Below are 20,169 nucleotides of genomic sequence, written 5' to 3' on the forward strand. Positions count from 1 at the left end.
CTTGTTTCTAAAAGCCACCTACTGAAGGTGGCGTGTTAAGCGGGGTTATTGCTGGTGAATCAATACGCTTTCTTGCCATTGACGTGGCAGGCGACGTGCTGATTTTTCCCATGCTGAGAAGTCAGTCACTGGGTGAACATTGCTGTATTGCTCGTTTGAGATCAGCTTGTCTTGAACTGATTGAGGTAGCGTAATGTTGCTACGGATTGGACGTGCGTAACCTTCTGCTAGGTTGATTTGGCCTTGGTCGCTGAAGATGTATTCACGAGCCAACTTCGCCGCGTTCGGGTTTTGTGCGTATTTATTAATGATGGTGGTGTAACCAGAAATCACTGAGCCATCTTGTGGAATGCTGACGGTAAAGCGCTCACGGTCAATCTTGTCGCGGTAGTTCAGTGCGTTGAAGTCCCACATGATTGCCACTTCCACTTCGCCTTTTTCAAGGTTAGCGATGCTTGGGTCGGTGTAAGACAGACGGCCTTGCTTCGCTAATTCACCAAAGAATTTAATCGCTGGTTTTAGGTTCGACTCGTCACCGCCATTAGCAAATGCAGCCGCTAAAATCGCGTTGTTTGCTTGCGCTGCTACGCCTACGTCACCGACTGTGACTTTGTAGTCACCTTCTAGTAAGTCACTCCAAGTTTTCGGCGCATCTTCAACAAGGTTGTTGTTGGAAATGAAAGAGATGGTGCCAGTGTAAGCCAGAGCCCAGTGACCATCTTTGTCTTTTGCCCAGTCTGGAATGTCATTCCAAGTGGTTGGTTTGTATGGCTGAGTGACGTTTTTCTTCACTGCCACACGTGCAAATGCGAAACCCACATCACCAATATCAGCGGTTGCGTTTTTCTTCTCTGCTTCAAATTTCGAGATCTCCTGAGCCGAGCTCATATCGGTATCCTGATGCTTCAAACCGTAGTTTGCTTTCAGGTCAGTCCATGTGCCTTTCCAGTTTGCCCAACTGTCTGGCATACCCACACTGTAAACTGCACCCTCTTTTTGAGCGGCTTCAATCAGTGACTCAAGATCAGCATCCTTCGCCATCGCTGGCATTGAAAGTGTTGCCGTTATTAGCGTTGCGCCGATTAATTTTGCAGGTGAACCGATTAATTTAGCTGGCGATACAGTTGAACGGCTAAGCAAAGTTTTCATTGTCTCTATCCTTCTGGACTAGGTCAGTAAGTTCGTTTTGTATGCTATAGCCGGAATGTGACGGTTTGCCGTAAGTTATTTGACAGTTCGAGTGCATTTACGTGGCAGTTATATTTCACTCATATGACAATAAGCCATTGTTTACTGTCACATTCCTGTTAACTCCATGGTTTACCTTATTAAGCACACGAACTTATGGACTAGATCAGTAATGAGAACATTGGGCACCGGGCAATCAGGGACACAGTTAGGAAGAATTAAGGCGAGTATTCGAGAGCAGCTTCAATCAGGTATCTTCATTGAAGGGCAAAAACTGCCATCCGAAAGAAACCTTAGCGAGCTGTTTTCCACCACACGAATCACGCTCAAAGATGCATTGGTGTCATTAGAAACCGAAGGTCTGATATACAGAGAAGAGCGTCGAGGCTGGTATGTGTCACCCGAACGAATTCGCTACAACCCGCTGTCTCGCTCTCACTTTCATCAAATGATTCGCGAACAACATCGTATTGCAGAAACAAGGCTGCTGAGCACCCGCACAGAGATGGCCGCGGGCGATTACGCCAAAGCATTAGAGATAGAACAGATAACGCCGATACACGTGATTGAGCGACTACGCTTTATTGATGGCCGAGCGGTGCTGTTTGTTGAAAACGTCTTAAAAGCGCCGTTGTTTGAGAAGGTGTTGTCAGAAAACCTCACCATGTCGCTGACAGGCATCTACCGAGAAAAATACGGCTACGAGACCCAACGCTCGCGTTTTGATGTAATTCCAACTTCTGCCCCTGCTCATGTCGCCAAGGCGCTGAATTTGGCTGAGGGGCAGCCTGTTCTTAAGATCTGTCGAGTGAACTACAAACAAGATGGCGAGTTGATGGACTGCGAACTGGAATACTGGCGACCAGACTCAGTAGTGATCCACATTGATAGCATTGGCTAGTACCACATCCTCTTAATGCGGTAGCAACACAAATACAAAAACTCCGACTGATTCAGTCGGAGTTTTTTAACAATCAAACATTAAGGTGCGCGAATCATCTAACTCATGAATCAAGCTTGAGGAACTTCCTTACCCTTGTTGAATCTGGGTTAGTGAAGAACTTCTCAGGGTTGGATTTCTCAATCAAGATGCCCTTCTCAAGGAATACCACCTGATCCGACACCTGACGCGCGAATTCCATCTCATGAGTCACCACCACCATGGTGTAACCCTCTTGCGATAGCTTCTTCATTACCAGTAACACCTCTTCGACCAATTCAGGGTCGAGCGCGGAGGTTGGCTCATCAAACAGCAATACATCCGGTTCCATCGCGAGAGCTCTGGCAATCGCGACACGTTGCTTTTGCCCACCCGATAACATGCTTGGGTAACTCTCTAGTTTGTGTGACATCCCAACCTTGTCGAGTTGCTTACGAGCCATCTCCTCGGCGTCTGATTTCGCTATCTTCTTAACATGAACCAGCGCTTCCATGACGTTTTGCAACACGGTGAGATGCGGCCATAAGTTGAAGCTTTGGAAAACCATTCCAAGACGCTCTCGAAGTTTCGCCAACTCTTTGTATTTGAGTGGCTTACCCGTTTCAGAGTTGATACCAATACGCTCATCACCCATAAAAATCGTGCCGCGCTCTGGCTGCTCTAACCAGTTCATGCAACGCAGTAGCGTCGATTTCCCCGAACCTGACGAGCCGAGAATACTCACCACATCGCCTTTGTTGATGTTGAGGTTGATGTCTCGCAGTACTTCGATGCCATCAAACTGTTTCGACAGGTTTTCAACCTTGATGATCGTCTCTCGTTCTTCCAATAGTGGCTCGCACTCAATCACTTCCAAATTCACGCCCAAAGAAGGGTTAATCGGTGCTTCCGTTTCAATAATCTCTGATTGTTTAAGCATGGCTAAGTCCTCTAAGTTCAACTTTGGTTTGGATTCGTTTGGTGATGGTTTCAAGTGCAATACTCACAACCCAGTAGAGCGCGATAGCAATGATGAACGCATTCAATGGGATGAAGTAGGTCGATTGAATGCTGTTGGCGGCCGCGGTAATTTCTGCGACGGTGATGATGCTAAGAAACGCAGTGTCTTTTAAGCAGATGATGAGTTGGTTAGTGATCAGAGGAACCGACTTACACAACACGTTGGGTGTGATGACTCGTGTGAAGGTTTTGAGTTTAGAAAAGCCATAAGCGTGCGCCGCTTCGATGTAACCAGGCTCTAATCCTTTACGAACACCTCGGAAAATCTCACAAAAATAGGTACCGTGATAGAGACTTAGCGCGATGATTCCCGCTGTAATCGCATCGAGTCGAATACCAACCTGCGGCAACCCGTAATAGAGCAGGTACGCTAAGATAAGAAACGGCAAGGTGCGCATCATGCCTATCAAACTATTGATGGTGTACTTCACACCAAGTTTTGAGTTTTCGAGGCAATACAACAAACCGATGCCAATGATGAAACTCAAGATTGAAGACGAAACAAAAAGATAAAATGTGGTCACAAACCCTGAAGCAAACAGCTCTTTTTGTTGCCAGATAATATTCCATTCTTCCATATTTACTCCTTAAACTTACCCGCTCAATAACGCATCACAAGCAGGTAAATGGTGTTTCTGACCAAGTAGCCATGACGGCTAAACTGTGGTTGTTGTTGATAGCTGTGACTGAGGTAGATTACTGATAGCCACACTTACTACTGCAGATAAGTAGCTCGGTTTTCAGCCACCGCTTGCAACTTCACCAACACGCCAATAATCAACATGTAAATGGCACCGGCACATAGAATCGGCCCAAGTGGTTCATAGGTAACCGCAGAGATTCGATTGGTGACACGAGTTAGGTCGACGATGCCGATCACCGCAATCGCTGGGCTGCCTTTGATTAAGAACGACATCTCATTGACTAGCGCTGGTAGGCTCATGATCACCATTTGCGGGAACATGATGCGGCGAAAATAAGTGATACGTCTCATACCAATGGCTTCTGCCGCTTCCATTTGTCCTTTTGAAAAGTTAAGAAAGGCATTGCGCCAAATCTCTGCATTGAATGCCGATGTATTGAGTGTGAGAGCTAAAATAGCAGAAACGTGTTTATCTAAATTGATGCCAAATGACGGAAAAGAAAGGAAAATAAACAGAGCCAGTGTCACCAAAGGCGTTGCTCGTGCCCAGCTGACATAGATACCCAACATTTGATCCACAAACGGGATTTTCATCATTCTAACTAAGGCAATCATTAGGCCGATGACGACACCTAATACAATCGATACTGCCGATATCCATGCCGTTGCCCACGCGCCCTGTAGCAACTGTTCCCAAGCGTAATAATCCATAAACGACCTCTTTGATCAGCGACTTCTTTCGATAGATTGTGCGCCAATGACTCATGGGTTAAACCGCTTTGAACCCATTGGCATGGACACAAACAGCCGTTAACTGTTTGTGTCAGCGCATGCTTATCCATCTATTGGACTGCTGTTAGCTTGTGATACTGCTCAACGGAAGTGATGGCCTCTGAAGGCAGTTGGTCGAACGACTCACCGAACCACTTCTTCTGCAACTCCGCCATTTTTCCTGTTTGCTCTAGGTGCAGGAAAAACTCCGTTAGGTATGCCAAAAGCTCAGGGTTCTCTTTAGGAACAGGCCAGCTCACGAAACCAGGACCAGACACCGCCTCGCCTTTTTTGAATACCTTTGACTTGGATTTCACTACCTCGTTAACTGAAACCACACTGTTGATCACATAGTCTATTCGGCCGATTGCCAAGTCGGAATACGCTTCTGGGTAGGATTGATACTGCACCACTTTACCCAAAGATTTGCCTTGTGCTTCGAGCATCACTTCGAGCTCTGGAAGCCTTTCTAGCAAAGCACTGCCCGCTTGTAAGCCCACTGTTTTTCCATCTAAATCGGCTACCGTATTAATATCTTCCGCGTCAGCTCTGGTTAAGAAGTAATGCTGCGCTGAAGCGATAGGTGGAGTGAAATCAAAGGCCTTCAAGCGAGCATCGGTAATGATCGCGCCAGTTAACGCCACATCATATTGACCCGCAGATACCGAAGCGAGTAGTCCTGTCCAAGGTAAGATCTCTTGTTCGATATCGAACTTCGAATATTCACGTAACTCATCAAGCAAATCTTTGTTAATCCCCGCAGGCTTACCGCGGTCGATATAGTTGAATGGAGAGTAGTTATCTTCTGTCGCCACTTTCATGAAGCCTTGCTTTTCGATGGCTGCAAGCTCCGATGCTTGTGCGACTCCAAAACAACCCAGTACAACGGTCGCTGCCGCTGTTGAAACCCATGCCTTCATCGTCATTCCCTGTTTCATACGCTTTCCTTATCGAGATTATTTGCCTGCCTTTACTTTATGAACGGAATGCATCGAAGACGTAGAGCCAATTTAATTTTCAGGTTGGGACAGAACGATTTTCTAGTTTGGGACAACGTAATTTTCGGGGTTGAGAGAGAGCAAAACACACTCTTAAAACATCAATATGAACTCTGGCGCATTTCTTGCTCTTTTATACAAATTGGACTGAGGTTCACTGAGAATAAGGACTGTATCTCATGGCGATAAATCACAATTGTTTCATCGAGTTTGATTCCAAAAGAAGCCTGCAAGAACAAGTACGTAGCTATTTGGTGACGGCGATATTGAATGGTATTTTTCCGGCTGAACAAGCGCTTCCGTCTTGTCGTAAGCTGTCTAGCCAATTGGGTGTTTCACGCAATACTGTCTCGTTGGTGTACGACAGTTTGCTCGACGATGGCTACCTCATCAGTAAGCCTCGCAGTGGTTATTACCTTTCAGAAAAGTATGAAAACCCGAGTGATACTATCGACGCGAGTTTGGATCATTTTGAATCAGCCGACAGCGACAATGCACCGGATTGGAGCAAACGCGTTAAGCTGCAATTGGGCCAATACCCACGCATCGTCAAACCCTCGCATTGGAGTTGTTACCAATACCCATTTATTTTTGGCCAACCCTCTATCAATGACTTCCCATTAGCTCAATGGCGAGAAGCGACAAGAAAGGTCACCTCAGACCCACATGATCACCGCTGGCTTTGCGACAAGGTCGATAAAGACGTCGACATGCTGGTCGAACAGATACGCACAAGGGTGCTCCCACAGCGCGGTATTCATGCCCAAAGTGATGAGGTCCTCATAACCTTAGGTTCGCAGAATGCGCTGTATTTGATTTCGACTTTGCTCATGAACCATCAGAGTCGAGTCGGAGTCGAGAACCCCGGCTACAAAGAAGCGAATCACATCTTCAATCTCTCTGGCGCGCAGTTACACCCGCATCAAGTGGATGAACAAGGATTGAGATTAAATGAGCACTCTTCACTGTGTGATCACTTCTATGTCACGCCTAGCCATCAAGCTCCAACCGGCGTCACCATGAGTGATGAGCGTCGAACTCAGTTACTTGAAATGGCCAAAGCCAATGACGCGGTAATTATCGAAGATGACTATGACGCCGAGTGCAACGTGGAGTGGAATCCTAAACCCGCGCTAAAAGCCAATGACAAGGAAGGGAGAGTCATCTACGTCAGCAGCTTCTCTAAGCTATTAGCACCCGGCTTGAGATTAGGCTACATCGTGGCACCTGAAGAGTTGATCTACGATCTTAGAATACTGCGTCGCTTGATGTATCGACACGCGCCAAGCCGTGTTCAGATGGAAGTAGCGCACTTTATTGAACAAGGCTACTACGACAGCTTTGTGAGGCGCTTTAGAGAAAACACTCGCCAGCGCTGGAAGCTGATCAACGATGCTGTCTTGAAGTACTTACCTGACTGCAAGCGACTGGCTCAAAGCGAGCAGGCCAACTCTCTGTGGCTACAAACGCCCAGCCACATCAATAGCCAGCGTTTAGCTTCACGAGCCGCCCAAAAGGGCATATTGATTGAGACAGGCTATTCACACTTTATGACGAATACCGAAACGGAATCGGGCTGTGAAGCATTGTCAGAATATGACCCCAATTCCTATTTTCGATTGGGCTTTCACGCCATCGACAAAGACTTGATCGCCCCCGGCATCAAAGAGCTGTCAGAGGTAATGAAGAGCTAGCATCACAAAGGGTTATGTAGACGTTGTTATTCAAGACAATGACGTAAAAAAGAGCATCAATCGATGCTCTTTTTCGACTATACCTAACCAATTGGAAGCTAGACACTCAAAAGCCAAGCACTCAGGAAAAATAAGCACTTTGAAAAGAACGGGGAATCCTTTGCCAAAGTGCCTGTGTTTCTGTGTCAGCTATATTTTGAAGAATTAAGAAGCAAGTTCAAACAACACTTCATCAATGATCTTAACGCCTTTCTTTATCTCGCTTGGCTGAATAACCAAAGGTGGCGCAACGTGAATGCGGTTATTCACAATGAAGGTCAACAGGCCTCGCTTGGTCAATTGCGCTTTCAATTGCCCCATTTTTTCATTGCTCAAAGGTGTTTTACTTTCACGATCTTCCACCAGCTCTACAGCCCAGAACATCCCTTTGCCGCGCACATCACCAATCATAGGGTGCAACTCTTGAAGGCTCAGTAGAAGCGGCCCTAAAACGCTGTTACCGACGTTATCAGCGTGTGTGACAATGCCCTCTTGCTCCATCACATCGAGCGTTGCAACGATAGAAGCCATCGCCAAAGGGTGACCTGAGTACGTTAAGCCGCCCATAAAGAAGTTTGACTTAAAGTACTCAACGATCGGTTCGCTGACCACCACGCCACCAGCCGGCACATAACCCGAGTTCACCCCTTTCGCGAAAGTAATCAGATCCGGCACTACATTAAAGTGCTCAAACGCAAACCACTTACCCGTTCGACCAAAACCGACCATGACTTCATCAAAGATCAATTGAATACCGTATTTAGTTGCAAGCTCACGCACGCCAATAAGGTAGCCTTTCGGTGGAATTAGGAAGCCAGCCGTTCCCGGAATCGTCTCTAGGATAATCGCCGCAATCGCCGTTGGTCCTTCGCATTCAATCACTCGCTCTAAATGCTGCAGGGCACGCTCACTCTCTTCTGCCTCAGTCGCCGCATTGAACTCGCTTCGATAGAGAAATGGATTGAAGAAGTGAACGTGCCCACGGCTATACTCGTTTGGAATTCGACGAAAGTCCCCCGTCGCAGCAATCGCAGTACCTGTATTGCCATGGTAAGAACGGTAAGCAGATAGCACCTTGTCGCGCCCTGTGAATTGTCGCGCCATGCGAATCGCGTTTTCGTTGGCGTCTGCGCCTGCATTGGTAAAGAACACCTTCTTAAACGAGCTTGGCGCTTTCGACAAGATGCGCTTGGCCGCCAAACCGCGAGTGAGGTTGGCGGTCGCAGGGGCAACGGTTACCAATGAGTTCGCTTGATCTTTAATCGCTTTGATCACTTGTGGATGCTGATGACCAATGTTGGTGTTAACCAGTTGGCTACTAAAATCAAGGTACTCTTTACCTTCGTAGTCCCACATTTTGCATCCTTGCCCACCCGCAATGGCGATAGGCTCCGCTGCTTCTTGAATCGACCAAGAATGAAATACGCTCTTGTCGAGGTCGATAATATCTTGGTTCACAAGCTGTTCTGTTGATACTTCCATTTCATCGTCTCCATTAACAACACTAGATTCACAGCCGCTCGTGCTTGGCTCGTCTTCGAGAATGAAAGACACAAAACACGACATTGAAAAGGCTGCGCTATCGGATGGAATAATCTTCATCCCAAACAGGGCGGAGGTCATAGTGTCAGTTTCAACAAAACATTGGGCCAGTACATCAGCCCAAGTCTCATCCCCGATCCAACAAACAGCCTGACCCAATCCAATCGTCGATCTGGCTCTATTCAAAACTCTTAGGTGTGAATAGATTGAAAGGCAGACGAGACAGGCCTCATCGAACGCTAATTAACGCAGCAGCAATATCAAAAGCAAAGAGGTGAGCAAGAGTGGAATTAGGATTAGCGATGACATTGATTCTGTTTGCAGGAGTAGTTCGAGGCTATTCAGGATTTGGGTTTGCGATTATCGTAGTGCTTTCCCTCAGCTTTATTGTTCCACCATTGCAAGCGGTAACCATCGCTATCTTGTTGGACTTTTTAAGTGCCTTTCCTCTGCTCAAGCGAAGTAAAACCACCATCAATATCCGGCTTATTGCGCCGCTGTGTATTGGCATGTTGGTTGCGGTGCCTTTCTCGCTGTATTTCATTAGCACGATATCGGAATCAGGCTTGAAGGCCTTTATCGCGATGATGTCTTTGGTCGCTGGCACGCTGATTATTTTGGACTTACGCCTCACTTGGTTGCACCAACGACACGCGTTTTGGGCGGGAGCCATTTCGGGGTTTAGCATGACCACCGCTTCTTCAGGAGGTCCGCCATTAGTGACGTATTTGATGAACCTGACCATTAAAACCAGTGAACAGAGAGCCACCGCGATTGTGTTTTTTCTGCTGAGTTCAGCGATTTCACTGATCGGCTTCATATGGATTGGCGCATTTAACCAAGAATCGTTCATCACAGGTTTATGGCTATTACCGGCAGCTTTGATTGGCAATGTACTAGGGCAAAAACTGTATCTATCAGTACCGAACTTGTCTGCAAAAACAACGACCGCGCCGATTTTGATCGGCATGGCACTACTTATGTTAATTTCAAATTAGAAGGATGTATTTATGGATAAGATAGCGTTCATTACAGGGGCAACCTCTGGTTTCGGCAAAGCGGCAGCAAAACGTTTCGCAGAAGATAACTGGTCGTTAGTGTTGTCTGGTCGTCGAATCGAAAGGCTACTCGACCTAAAGGAAGAATTAACGGTGCCTGTGCATGTAATTCAACTCGACGTTCGAGACGCAGACGCCGTAAAACAAGCCATTGATTCATTACCCGCTGAATTTTCATCGATTACCGCATTGGTCAATAATGCTGGGTTAGCTTTGGCACCAGAAGGCGCGCCTGATGTGGACTTGAAAGACTGGCACACTATGATCGATACCAATGTCAAAGGCTTGGTTAATGTTACTCATGCGCTGTTGCCTACGTTAATTAAAAAAGGCGCAGGAAGCTCAATCATCAATGTTGGGTCAATCGCCGGACAGTGGCCTTACCCAGGAAGCCATGTGTATGGTGCCAGCAAAGCGTTCGTAAAGCAGTTCAGTTACAACCTACGTTGTGACTTACAAGGCACAGGGGTACGAGTGACTGACCTCTCCCCTGGTATTGCAGAAACGGAATTTACTCTTGTAAGAACTAAAGGTAACCAGACGGCTTCAGACAACCTTTACCAAGGCACTACACCGTTGTCAGCAGAGGATATTGCCGAGCAGATGTTTTATATCGCAACCTTGCCAGATCACATCAACATTAACCGAGTCGAAGTGATGCCGACACGTCAAGCATGGTCTGCGTTCGCAATCGATAGAGATTAAGTTCAAACCGACACATACAAAAAAGGTGGTCTTTTCAGGCCACCTTTATCATTTCTTTCACACGATACTTCAAATATAACCAACGGCATAAAAGACTATGTCTAATTCGCCTCATTACTCTTTTAATAAAAGTAAGATTAGAGATACTCAACTAAACAATTTGCTGCTCATGTTCTTTGTTTGATTCCGTCTCTTTCGACAAGAAACTCGCTACGATCTCTCTCAGTTTGCCTTGGTTAACCGGTTTAGGTAAAAACTCATCCATGCCTACATCGAAGCACAAATGCTTGTCTCGCTGCACGACGTTGGCCGTCAGCGCAATGATTGGAATATGCTTTGCAGCCCCTTCTTCGAGCGCTCGGATCTGCTTGGTCGCTTCGAAGCCATCGAGAACCGGCATCTGACAATCCATAAAAATCATCTCGTATTCGTTGACTTTGAATTTCTCGACACCAATTTCACCGTTGTCGGCAATATCAACCTCAAAGCCAAGCTTCTTGAGCATCATCTTGGCGACTTGTTGGTTTACTCGCGAGTCTTCAACAACTAAAACTGTACCACTAAATTCTCCGGCAACTGCGACAGGTTTTGACTCTGCTTGAATTGGAGCTTGTTTATCGGCTGGTGTGGCGTTTACAGAGACAATGGGAGCATCTTTAACAACCGCTGCAGGTTTACTTAACGGCACAGGTTCATTGTCTTTAAACGCAACCTCTCCTCTGTTCGGATAGGTAAAGACTGAAGTATCAGCCGCTCTCGCGAGTACCTCACTGATGGTCCATTTAAGCTGATTATCTTGGTAAGGACGCGCAATGTAGGCAACAAAACCGACTTGTTTAGCACGAGCTTCATCTTGCTTTCTAGGGTCAGCAGAGATCATCACTAACTTGGGACACTCGCTACCAAAGCGTTCAACTAAGCTTCTCGCCAGTTGAAAGCCATCAACGGACGGCATTACTTTGTCTATCAGAACGAGATCATAAGGTGATGACTTAGCCACAGACTCTGAAACCAACTCTAACGCTTGATTTGCCGTTTCACAGCACTCAGACTTAACGCCAAAGGATTGAAGCTGTGTAGACGTTATACACATGTTCAGCTGGCTATCATCCACAAGCAGAACCGAAACCTTATTGAAATCGATATTGCTTTCATCGGCTTCTAAACACGGGTCAAAGTCAGCCGTAAAATAGAAGGTACTGCCTTTACCTTCAACACTGGTGAGTTCAAGCTTGCTGCCCATCAATGTCACTATCTTCTCGCATATTGTTAGACCAAGCCCTGTGCCTCCATAAATACGTGTGGTACTGCCGTCGGCTTGTTGAAACTTATCGAACACCGATTTCTGTTTGTCTTCTGCAATACCGATACCGCTGTCGACAACCTCGAACCTCACTCTGAGTTTTTGCTCAGGCTCAACCACCTCTTCCAAACGAAGCGAGAGCGTGACGTGGCCATGCTCGGTAAATTTAATCGCGTTGCCTACTAAGTTATTTAGGACTTGTCTTAGTTGTGTACCGTCGCCAATCACCATGGTTGGGATCTTAGGGTCGATCGCTAATTGGAATCGAAGCCCTTTCTGCTCCGCTTTCACTCGGAAGGTTGATTCAACGTCGGCCGCAATGCCCATCATTTTCATCGGCTCTTGCTGAAGCTCTAGTCGCCCCGCTTCGATCTTCGAGTAATCGAGAATGTCATTGATTAAGTCGAGCAAAGTAAGCGAAGAGGTGTTGAGCATGTTGATGTACTCTTTTTGCTCTTTCGGCATATCCATTTCAGAGAGCAAAGACGACAGCCCGATAATCCCATTCATTGGGGTACGGATTTCGTGACTCATATTGGCAAGGAATTCACTTTTATTGCGGTTGGCCACCTCAGCAATGTCTTTGGCTTTTTCCAGCTCTTGATATTGTTGACGAATACGTTCTACCGATCGGTTATAGCTACTCTCTAGAGTCGATATCTCATCTTTGTAAGTAGAGTGAGTTGGCGTTATAAAGCGCGGTTTGTTGTCTTCGACCTGTTGTTGGTTGATTTGGGAAGACATAGTCATCAAACGTTTTACGACAAGACGATAGACGATGGTTAAACATACGAGAGACAACAAGAAGATTTTAACGGCTTCGAAGGCGAGCAACAATAACACTCGTTCTTCAAAGTCATCTAGGATCATGCTCAAGTCTGATTGCACCGTGAGCGTCGCCAACGGGAAGTCTGTGCCGCCCATCTGGTGCACCATTTCCCAAGACTGAGAATAAGATTGGCCTTCGGTCTTTTGACCTAACTCTAGAATTTTTTCATCGGGACTTTCGATAAGAAGGTAACTGACCGAAGGGAGGCGAGAGATGCCTTCGGCTTGCACAAACAATTGCTCTCGATCTTCAACCCACAAACTTGCCGTTAAACCAGAAAGGTAGCCAGCCTTGACCTGCTCGATCTGAGAGCTGATAAAAGAAACTCGACTTTGGTACTCTACATACAACCCGAGACCTGTCACTATAACTGTGAATAAGGTACTGATCGCTATTATCATCCCGATCAACTGTCGGGAGAGTCCAACGTAGCGTTTTCCTTTTGTCAACATACACAAATTACCATTATTGTTATCCTAGCAAACTACAATTACTCAACTAGTATAATAGTAGTCATTCATCAAATAACTAGGGAAGGTTATGAAAAAACATCTTATCGTTGCATCCATAGTCAGTTTGTTTTCAAGCAGTTATGCTTCTGCAAACGAACCTCTTCACTACTACATTATTGCGAGCCAAGCGCAACCTTTTCAAATCGAAACTGACGGGGCATCTCACAGAGGAATTGTTTCAGATATTGTGGAAGCCGTGTTTGATGACAGCCGATATGAGATCAACTACCACACCTACCCTTTTAATCGAATGATCGACAAGCTCGATGCGAGAGAGAATCCAAACTGGGTTACCTATGGCAGCCCTAGTTGGGGGAATATTCAATCTGCGAACCTATCTGAAGACCCGATTTACAATGTAAAACACGTATTACTCAGCAGCGGTAAAAAGCCATTTGAGTTCAATACAATCGATGATCTCGATGGGAAAGCCGTGGTATTGCTGAAAGGATTTGAGTATCCGAACTTGGAACCTTATATCCAACAGGGCAAGCTCAACGAGATTCGAGTAAAAGATTACACTGCTGCGTTTCGTGTCCTGAACCGAGCACCTGGCGACACCGTGTTTGTGGAAATGGAATCACGAATCAAATACAACCTAAACGAGCAAAAACTGAGTATTGATGATTACCAGATGCATGAGTTTGGTTCTGTCATCAATAACTACCCTATCCATTTGGCGTTTGACCCTGAGATGGATCCTAAGCTGCAAAGCTTCATCAACCAACGCCTAGACCAAATGAAAGACGATGGACAGCTTGACGACATCGTACAGAGTTACTTATAGCACCAGCGTAACGTAGAACTTATCAACGGATAGCTTAGTCACGTACGTTAACTCTCGTTGATGCCTGACTCTCTAAAACCGAAAAGGCCGCCCTGCTTCATACTAGATAGCAGGGCGGCCTTTTAAATGCGTCTAAGGGGTAATCATAAGCATGCCGCTATCTGAATCGACGAATCAGTGCGAAGCAATCAAATGCAGTTGCTGAGTGCGAAGCTGGTGACGCACTACCATCAGAATCTTACCCAAATGGTTCTCGCCGGTTCCATCGCCACCATCGCCCCAGAAGTGGTCTTTGTGCGAATGTTCTTTGATCACCGAATCTCCGGTGTTGGTAAGAAACAGCGCAAACTGTGGATTCTGTCTGAACTTCTCCGTCACAATAAACTGCATCACTTCAACACGAATGTCATACCAATCGTCGCGAACTTGGTCTTCGTAGTCACGACTTAAAGAGAACGCTTCGGCAGGTGTACTGGCTTCCAAAATGATATTGCGTAGCGCTTCGGAGGCAAACTTCATCGCTTGATAATAATGTTCGCTGGTTGCCCAAACTTGATCACCCACCTTGATAGGACAAGCGGCAAAATTTGACAGGTATCCGTTCGGATCTTCGGGTTCGTAAAACAGCACTTCTTTAGCTTGAGCCACAGAATTAGACATAGCCTTCTCCTTACCAACGACATCGCATATTTTTGCTTTAACTTTAAAATTAGTGGCGTTGAATATGACTGTCAAACAACTTAGCTCAAGAGTATGCCATGTGCGTGTTTTTCATCTGAAAAGCGTAATATCAAAAGGGTTAGGCTAAACAGAACAGTGAGCCAAAGAATCAAGGAGTTGATTAAATCTGGATAGGAAGCATGAAAAAACACTTATAAATCAAAGGGTGACGTTGTGCCACCCTTCTAAATGCAATGGGGATTATTAGTGAATAAGACCTAGCTCCCTCGCTTCTTCCAGACTCAAACCGCTTTCTCTAATTTCTCTTATAGTCTCGATACGACGACGAGCTTCAGCAGACTTCATTTTCTTTTCTGGTTTGAAAGATACTTCTTCTTCAGCATCCCACTTGTTTGCAATATTTGTCATTTCATCATGGTTGATAGAATTAATGGACATGTTTTCCTCCGAAAAGCACCATGTAATGGACAGGTAATCTGTAGCAAATGCTTTTTCGCTTGTTAAGAAATTCTGTACTGAAGTGTGATGATTCCGACGCTTCACAAAGCTAATTAATAAATGCCTCATTTAAACTTTGCCAAAGCCATTTTCTGCAATTATATTTAAAAGATTCCCCATAAGAAATGTGGTTTGATCCAACTCTCATTTTCCCCTCTTTCAATGCAATCAAATCCGTTAGCTTTCACATAGGCTAAGGCGAGATTTTCGGCTTAGCCGGAGAATCAGGCTGCGGGAAAAGCACCTGCGCACGATTGATGACCAAGGTTTACCCTGCGACAGAGGGAGAGATACTGTTCAAAGGCAGAGACATCTCTACGCTGAAAAGCCGTAAAGATATCTTGGATTATCGCAGCCGTGTGCAAATGGTGTTTCAAGACCCCTTTGGTTCACTTAATCCCACTCACACCATTGAGCACCATTTAACGCGCCCACTTAAGATCCATAAACAGGTAGCCACTAAACAGGCTCTCACAGAACGCCTCAAAGAGTTATTAACGCTGGTGGAGTTACCCATCGAAACGCTCGCCAAATACCCGCACGAGCTCAGTGGAGGCCAAAGACAGAGGGTTAACCTAGCCAGAGCACTGGCCGTTGGCGCTGAGGTTATTCTTGCTGACGAACCCACCTCGATGTTGGACGTTTCGATTCGACTTGGCGTGTTGAACCTGATGCAAAAAATGAAGCAAGAGTTGGGGATTGGCTTTTTGTACATAACCCACGATCTTGCCACAGCACATTACATCGCAGAAGAGACAGCGGTTATGTACAAAGGACAGATCGTCGACTGGGGATCAACCCAGTCGATCTTAACCAATCCACGACACCCGTACACTAAGTTGTTGATCTCTGCCGTACCAGATCCCGATCTGCCATTTGGCGAACTCGTCAAAAATGAGCCAAACTATTCAATAGACGCTGATCGTATTCGAGAGCAGAGCAGTGAAATACAGCATGAAATCAAACAAGTTTCTGATAATCACTTTGTAAAACAGTGGGATAACGTTGCATGAATGAACTAGACACTTGGTTAGAGCGGATCGGAGATTGGTACAAAGACCGAAAGCATGATCAAGTGGACCGGTTAGAACCTTTGATCTTAACGCCTCCAGATGCGCTCTGGGGGCCATTGATCACGGATGAGCAGAGCAAAGGCATCGCATGTTGGCTAGACGGATGCCTGAGAATCTTTACTTTCTATCGCCACCTCGCGGATTCATCGAATCCGGAGTTGGCTTCGCAGGAGGCCAGCAGCTCAAGCCATCAAGATAAAGCCTACCAATACCTAATGTTTGCCTACAGTAAGCTGCAAGCGGTGTCATGTGACCCAAAATCAGAAGCAGGATTGCAAGAGTGGTGTACACAGCGGCTACAACACTTGTGTGTATTGGCTTTGGAGTTTACGAACCAACAGCAAGAACCACGTTGGAAAGCAGAGTCTGAAAAATTGATCGAGTCGCATGTACGCTTTATGGCAACCCATCCCCGAAACGATGATCAAGGCATTATTCAACGCCATCTCCACTGATCAAGCCCTTCTCGATCAAGCATCAAATCAGAATCTCACCAGAGCTAGATCCGTAGAAAGCATGATCGAGCCTTGATCATGCTTCGGCGTTTAACTCTGTAAGCTATTGAATTTTAATGATTGACTGAATTTTAGGCAAAAAAAAGCGAGTCCCTTGGGAACTCGCAAAAATCTATTCAGTATGATGTAACAAAATATGAGCCAATCTATTAATCACAAGAAAGGACAAAGGTTGTCTATTCGGGATAAATAATAATCAACTAGATGCGCTACTTTGTCATCACTTTGTCAGCGTTAGGTGCGATTTTAATCAGCACCTAATGTGTTCAAAACTATCCATTCAGCGACGGTAAAACAGGCTTATCGCGATAGGATAATGACTAGTGGCCAATCGCCATTTCATCGAGCGCAAGGAACACGTTTTCGTCTAAATGACCTTCATGAACTTGTTTACACACTTTACGACGCACCGCTAAACCAGAGATCAAACGTTCAATGGACAGATGTCGATTGCTGGTGCTATCTCGGTCGTTATATAGCTCAATCAAGCGACTCAGTGTTTCGTATGGGATAACGTCCTCCCCTACTCTCAACCAATCAAGCTTCTCAATGAGCTCTGAGCACTCTTCTTTGATTGAGGCATGTGAGTGCCCTGTCATAGCAGATAAAGCCGTTATGCTGCGTTCTAGAGCCTCTGCAGAGGTATATTTAGAGAGAGTAATCATGATCTCGTCAGCGTTGATCTCAACAGAGTGTTTACGCTGCTTAACTCGACGTCCCAATTTGCCTCTTGGCGACGGTGCTTTACGCTGAATGGGTTCAAACTCACCATCGATAATCTCAGACAGCTCTTCCAGTTTCTGCTTAGACACCATTTCGTTACGAAGTGGGTTCGGCAGCGTTGGTGCCATATTACGCTTACCTGCGTTAGTGGTACGCGCTCTTGAGTAACGTAATACTTCTTCCACATTACATTTGATATCTACCTGATAATCGGTCGTTTTCCCTTTTTCGATCAACGCGGTGATCGTCAAGTGATAACCCCATAGATTAACCAGGAAGGTATCTTCTTGATCCCCGACTTCACCCAATTTTCTGAGCTCGCGGATCAGATCCATCGAGAAACGACGCCAATCGATGTTACGCGCCAATTTCTGGTTGAGCTCACTGAGCAACATGCTATCTGAATGGCGACGTGCCATGCGGCTTCTAAAGTACGAATACATTTGGAAGACCAAGGTATGTTGCTTCAGGATTTCTGGCGGAAATAGGAAGAAATAGTCACGCGTCAGCAGCTCTTCGTAGAACGAAGGCTCCCAAACCAGGATGTATAGGTTCGGTTTAATGCGAATTTCGCCGTCAGAGCCTTCTGTAGGCGCTTCTTCCGATGCGGTAATGGTTCTAGCTAAGAATCGGAAACGATCACTCTTAAAGCCTTCTGGCATGTTCTCACTAAGCCAACGGCCTGTAAGCTCGTGCAGTTGGAAATCCGTGAATTCGATACGATCAATACTGTCGCGGATAGAATCACGTGCAGGGCCGCTGTCTTTCTTGCCACGTAAAGACAAAATATCAGTGATGTAGAGTGGTGTTTTGTTTGGCGTGTGTTTCGCGTCTAGATGGTAATCATCTTGGTGATGATCATGATATTGAACGGTGAGAGTGAATAACGCGAATAGCGTCATCAGATCGTCAACGGTCATGATATTTTTAGAAGATCGTGTCTCGATCACAGCGCGAGTGCCAGAGATCGAAACCATGGATTTCTGGTAGCTCTTACGAGTTCTAGGTGGCGCTAACGCTTGATCAATAATCCCCGCCCAATTGGTTGGCGAAACAATGAATTGATCCGCTTCATCTTTCATCGTTGGTGGGGTATTCAACCCATGTTCATTCAGTAAGCGCTTGTTTACTTTGGTTTGAGCTAGGGCTTTAGAGCGCTTTTGCTTTTCATTTTGCTTCACGCTTTCTGTCACTAAGCTGGTGGCACCCAGCACCGATATCAATTGGTTTGGGTTCACAAAGCGATGCAACATGGTTTTACCAGCAAGGCCTTCTTCAAAGCGAACGGGGATTTGTTTGAACAATCCGATATTAACTGCAGCTCTCAGCCTTTGCTGTAAGGCTGCGCGAGTGACTTGACCATCGGTTGATTCAATAATCTCAGTGGTGGAAACGTACCCGTCTTTACTGCTAAACCCACGAAGTGAAATTAGGTTAAGAAGCTCAACTATGCTTTTGGTGACACCTTTGAAGTGTTGATATTGTTCTATCCATTCAACGGCTGTTTCAGATACCTCAAATAAATGACCATCTTTGTGGCTTCGTGCCTTAATTAACAATTTCTCTTCTGGTTTCATTTTTGATCCGTATCACACTAACCGTAATTTCACTATAGTTCCTGAATGATAAAGAAAGAATGATCATAAATAAAGAGAATTTATTGGCTTTTAAATAACTGATCTTTTTGATTAATATGATCTTAAATGATTAAGTGATCTAATGATCTGGACGTAACTTTGCTTATAAGTGGCTGAATTTAAATAATTAAAATAAATCGCCTTGGAAAGCATGATCATAAAGGTTCCGAAACTATGATCATTAAACTTAAGAAAGCATGATCACAGAACATCAGAACGATGATCATTAAGTCATTGTAAGCATGATCATTATTGGTTCGAAAGCATGATCATTATACTTATACAGCTTATCCACAGATCGGAATTCAACATCGGTTTCTAAGTCGCTTTTGACTTGTCTAAGTGGACACTTGTGGTGGCCAATCTATCGGAACAATGATCAAGAGAGCATACTTTTTTATCGTTCCTACCCTATTGAGTGCAAAATTTAGTCTGTATCCGCTGGAAATGGATTGCTTTGATGTATTTAGAGCGGGTGGGTCTTAACTAGGAAGCATGATCATGAAATTGTCATGTTTGTGTATTCTTGGTCTGTGTCGATTGAATTTTCAATCATTGAGCCCTTATAGGCGTTGAATCCCCATTCCAAAGGCATTTGTCCGTAACTTAGTTCATAAATTACATGCTTCCGGAACTATGTTTACTTGATCATTTTTCCGGAGGTTGATCATTTTCAATGTGCAGTTGCTCGGATCAATATTGCTCAGTTTACGCCTTGATCATGCTTCATAATTTGGCGTTATCAATTATCTTACACTGGATGTGCTCCATGATCATTCTTCCGGTTAGGTTCCAATCCTCTGTTGTTTTTTGACACCCCATCTTCTCTTCTGTTTTGAATTTTTTGGTCATTGAGTGTTTTTTAATTTTTATTGGATTGAAAATCTATAAATTCGAATGCAAATCACACCAACCGTAATCTACGGTTGTATTTCAATCGTTCCGAAGGTTTTTCTTTGAAATTCCATTTACATTGTAAATAAGTGATGCTGTAACATTTAAAATGTAGACCAGAAATAGCATGGTGTTATACA

16 protein-coding genes and 1 pseudogene are annotated in these 20,169 nt (G+C 45.2%); 7 read left to right on the plus strand and 10 right to left on the minus strand.

Going from position 1 to position 20,169, the window contains the following annotated elements; translation table 11 throughout:
• Positions 1 to 45 precede the first annotated feature (45 nt).
• Positions 46 to 1,149 carry an ABC transporter substrate-binding protein gene (locus AB6E30_RS03760; protein ID WP_371690469.1) on the minus strand — a complete coding sequence of 368 codons (1,104 nt, stop codon included), beginning with the start codon at positions 1,147 to 1,149 and terminating at the stop codon, positions 46 to 48.
• 211 nt (positions 1,150 to 1,360) lie between these two features.
• Between AB6E30_RS03760 and AB6E30_RS03765 the strand changes: the two genes are divergently transcribed.
• Positions 1,361 to 2,089 carry a UTRA domain-containing protein gene (locus AB6E30_RS03765; protein WP_004732583.1) on the plus strand — a complete coding sequence of 243 codons (729 nt, stop codon included), beginning with the start codon at positions 1,361 to 1,363 and terminating at the stop codon, positions 2,087 to 2,089.
• A gap of 103 nt (positions 2,090 to 2,192) precedes the next feature.
• Here the strand turns inward: AB6E30_RS03765 and AB6E30_RS03770 are convergent, their stop codons facing one another.
• The 4 genes from AB6E30_RS03770 to AB6E30_RS03785 all read right to left on the minus strand — a co-directional run bounded on the left by AB6E30_RS03770 (position 2,193) and on the right by AB6E30_RS03785 (position 5,479).
• On the minus strand, positions 2,193 to 3,047 hold the full coding sequence (locus AB6E30_RS03770; RefSeq protein WP_017065130.1) for an amino acid ABC transporter ATP-binding protein: 855 nt from the start codon (positions 3,045 to 3,047) through the stop codon (positions 2,193 to 2,195).
• Complete coding sequence (locus tag AB6E30_RS03775; RefSeq protein WP_372102647.1) at positions 3,040 to 3,705, minus strand: amino acid ABC transporter permease; 666 nt, start codon at positions 3,703 to 3,705, stop codon at positions 3,040 to 3,042. The genes AB6E30_RS03770 and AB6E30_RS03775 overlap by 8 nt, the downstream gene beginning before the upstream one ends.
• A gap of 137 nt (positions 3,706 to 3,842) precedes the next feature.
• Positions 3,843 to 4,481, minus strand: a complete 639-nt coding sequence (locus AB6E30_RS03780) for an amino acid ABC transporter permease (protein ID WP_017061227.1) — start codon at positions 4,479 to 4,481, stop codon at positions 3,843 to 3,845.
• Between the two features lie 131 nt (positions 4,482 to 4,612).
• Complete coding sequence (locus AB6E30_RS03785) at positions 4,613 to 5,479, minus strand: transporter substrate-binding domain-containing protein (RefSeq protein ID WP_017061226.1); 867 nt, start codon at positions 5,477 to 5,479, stop codon at positions 4,613 to 4,615.
• 239 nt (positions 5,480 to 5,718) lie between these two features.
• Between AB6E30_RS03785 and AB6E30_RS03790 the strand changes: the two genes are divergently transcribed.
• Complete coding sequence (locus tag AB6E30_RS03790) at positions 5,719 to 7,233, plus strand: PLP-dependent aminotransferase family protein (RefSeq protein WP_372102649.1); 1,515 nt, start codon at positions 5,719 to 5,721, stop codon at positions 7,231 to 7,233.
• A 204-nt stretch (positions 7,234 to 7,437) separates the two neighbouring features.
• Here the strand turns inward: AB6E30_RS03790 and AB6E30_RS03795 are convergent, their stop codons facing one another.
• Positions 7,438 to 8,754, minus strand: coding sequence for an aspartate aminotransferase family protein (locus AB6E30_RS03795; RefSeq protein ID WP_372102651.1), 1,317 nt, complete (start codon positions 8,752 to 8,754; stop codon positions 7,438 to 7,440).
• Positions 8,755 to 9,116: 362 nt separating this feature from the next.
• Between AB6E30_RS03795 and AB6E30_RS03800 the strand changes: the two genes are divergently transcribed.
• Positions 9,117 to 9,812, plus strand: a complete 696-nt coding sequence (locus tag AB6E30_RS03800) for a sulfite exporter TauE/SafE family protein (protein ID WP_372102677.1) — start codon at positions 9,117 to 9,119, stop codon at positions 9,810 to 9,812.
• A 12-nt stretch (positions 9,813 to 9,824) separates the two neighbouring features.
• The gene (locus AB6E30_RS03805) at positions 9,825 to 10,577 is read left to right on the plus strand and encodes an SDR family NAD(P)-dependent oxidoreductase (RefSeq protein ID WP_372102653.1); all 753 of its coding nucleotides are present in this window, start codon (positions 9,825 to 9,827) and stop codon (positions 10,575 to 10,577) included.
• A 151-nt stretch (positions 10,578 to 10,728) separates the two neighbouring features.
• Here AB6E30_RS03805 and AB6E30_RS03810 read toward each other — a convergent pair whose 3' ends face one another.
• Positions 10,729 to 13,161, minus strand: coding sequence for a response regulator (locus AB6E30_RS03810; RefSeq protein WP_372102655.1), 2,433 nt, complete (start codon positions 13,159 to 13,161; stop codon positions 10,729 to 10,731).
• Between the two features lie 88 nt (positions 13,162 to 13,249).
• Here AB6E30_RS03810 and AB6E30_RS03815 point away from each other — a divergent pair, with 88 nt between their 5' ends.
• A complete protein-coding gene (locus AB6E30_RS03815; protein WP_372102657.1) occupies positions 13,250 to 14,008 on the plus strand; it encodes a substrate-binding periplasmic protein in 759 nt (252 codons plus the stop codon).
• 174 nt (positions 14,009 to 14,182) lie between these two features.
• On the opposite strand, the gene AB6E30_RS03820 is transcribed toward AB6E30_RS03815, so the two are convergent.
• Positions 14,183 to 14,743 carry an NADAR family protein gene (locus AB6E30_RS03820; protein ID WP_372102659.1) on the minus strand — a complete coding sequence of 187 codons (561 nt, stop codon included), beginning with the start codon at positions 14,741 to 14,743 and terminating at the stop codon, positions 14,183 to 14,185.
• Positions 14,744 to 14,932: 189 nt separating this feature from the next.
• Positions 14,933 to 15,127, minus strand: coding sequence for a hypothetical protein (locus AB6E30_RS03825; protein WP_372102661.1), 195 nt, complete (start codon positions 15,125 to 15,127; stop codon positions 14,933 to 14,935).
• Between the two features lie 185 nt (positions 15,128 to 15,312).
• Here AB6E30_RS03825 and AB6E30_RS03830 point away from each other — a divergent pair.
• Both AB6E30_RS03830 and AB6E30_RS03835 read left to right on the plus strand, forming a co-directional pair.
• A pseudogene (locus AB6E30_RS03830) lies at positions 15,313 to 16,200 on the plus strand (ABC transporter ATP-binding protein).
• Positions 16,197 to 16,715: a hypothetical protein gene (locus AB6E30_RS03835; protein WP_017061216.1), complete on the plus strand. Its 519-nt coding sequence runs from the start codon at positions 16,197 to 16,199 to the stop codon at positions 16,713 to 16,715. The pseudogene AB6E30_RS03830 and the gene AB6E30_RS03835 overlap by 4 nt, the downstream one beginning before the upstream one ends.
• A gap of 380 nt (positions 16,716 to 17,095) precedes the next feature.
• On the opposite strand, the gene AB6E30_RS03840 is transcribed toward AB6E30_RS03835, so the two are convergent.
• Complete coding sequence (locus AB6E30_RS03840) at positions 17,096 to 19,075, minus strand: replication initiator protein RctB domain-containing protein (protein ID WP_017071247.1); 1,980 nt, start codon at positions 19,073 to 19,075, stop codon at positions 17,096 to 17,098.
• Positions 19,076 to 20,169 lie beyond the last annotated feature (1,094 nt).

The organism is Vibrio sp. 10N.247.311.12, from assembly GCF_041467515.1.
In the GTDB taxonomy this organism is placed as follows: Bacteria; Pseudomonadota; Gammaproteobacteria; order Enterobacterales; family Vibrionaceae; genus Vibrio; species Vibrio crassostreae_C.

What these genes read in the sequence shown, in the direction of transcription:
- AB6E30_RS03785 (WP_017061226.1), bottom strand. Translation starts at nt 5,479, where the DNA reads ATGAAACAGGGAATGACGATGAAGGCATGGGTTTCAACAGCGGCAGCG.
- AB6E30_RS03795 (WP_372102651.1), bottom strand. Translation starts at nt 8,754, where the DNA reads ATGGAAGTATCAACAGAACAGCTTGTGAACCAAGATATTATCGACCTC.
- AB6E30_RS03805 (WP_372102653.1), top strand. Translation starts at nt 9,825, where the DNA reads ATGGATAAGATAGCGTTCATTACAGGGGCAACCTCTGGTTTCGGCAAA.
- AB6E30_RS03825 (WP_372102661.1), bottom strand. Translation starts at nt 15,127, where the DNA reads ATGTCCATTAATTCTATCAACCATGATGAAATGACAAATATTGCAAAC.
- AB6E30_RS03800 (WP_372102677.1), top strand. Translation starts at nt 9,117, where the DNA reads ATGACATTGATTCTGTTTGCAGGAGTAGTTCGAGGCTATTCAGGATTT.
- AB6E30_RS03765 (WP_004732583.1), top strand. Translation starts at nt 1,361, where the DNA reads ATGAGAACATTGGGCACCGGGCAATCAGGGACACAGTTAGGAAGAATT.
- AB6E30_RS03780 (WP_017061227.1), bottom strand. Translation starts at nt 4,481, where the DNA reads ATGGATTATTACGCTTGGGAACAGTTGCTACAGGGCGCGTGGGCAACG.
- AB6E30_RS03835 (WP_017061216.1), top strand. Translation starts at nt 16,197, where the DNA reads ATGAATGAACTAGACACTTGGTTAGAGCGGATCGGAGATTGGTACAAA.
- AB6E30_RS03840 (WP_017071247.1), bottom strand. Translation starts at nt 19,075, where the DNA reads ATGAAACCAGAAGAGAAATTGTTAATTAAGGCACGAAGCCACAAAGAT.
- AB6E30_RS03760 (WP_371690469.1), bottom strand. Translation starts at nt 1,149, where the DNA reads ATGAAAACTTTGCTTAGCCGTTCAACTGTATCGCCAGCTAAATTAATC.
- AB6E30_RS03810 (WP_372102655.1), bottom strand. Translation starts at nt 13,161, where the DNA reads ATGTTGACAAAAGGAAAACGCTACGTTGGACTCTCCCGACAGTTGATC.
- AB6E30_RS03790 (WP_372102649.1), top strand. Translation starts at nt 5,719, where the DNA reads ATGGCGATAAATCACAATTGTTTCATCGAGTTTGATTCCAAAAGAAGC.
- AB6E30_RS03815 (WP_372102657.1), top strand. Translation starts at nt 13,250, where the DNA reads ATGAAAAAACATCTTATCGTTGCATCCATAGTCAGTTTGTTTTCAAGC.
- AB6E30_RS03770 (WP_017065130.1), bottom strand. Translation starts at nt 3,047, where the DNA reads ATGCTTAAACAATCAGAGATTATTGAAACGGAAGCACCGATTAACCCT.
- AB6E30_RS03775 (WP_372102647.1), bottom strand. Translation starts at nt 3,705, where the DNA reads ATGGAAGAATGGAATATTATCTGGCAACAAAAAGAGCTGTTTGCTTCA.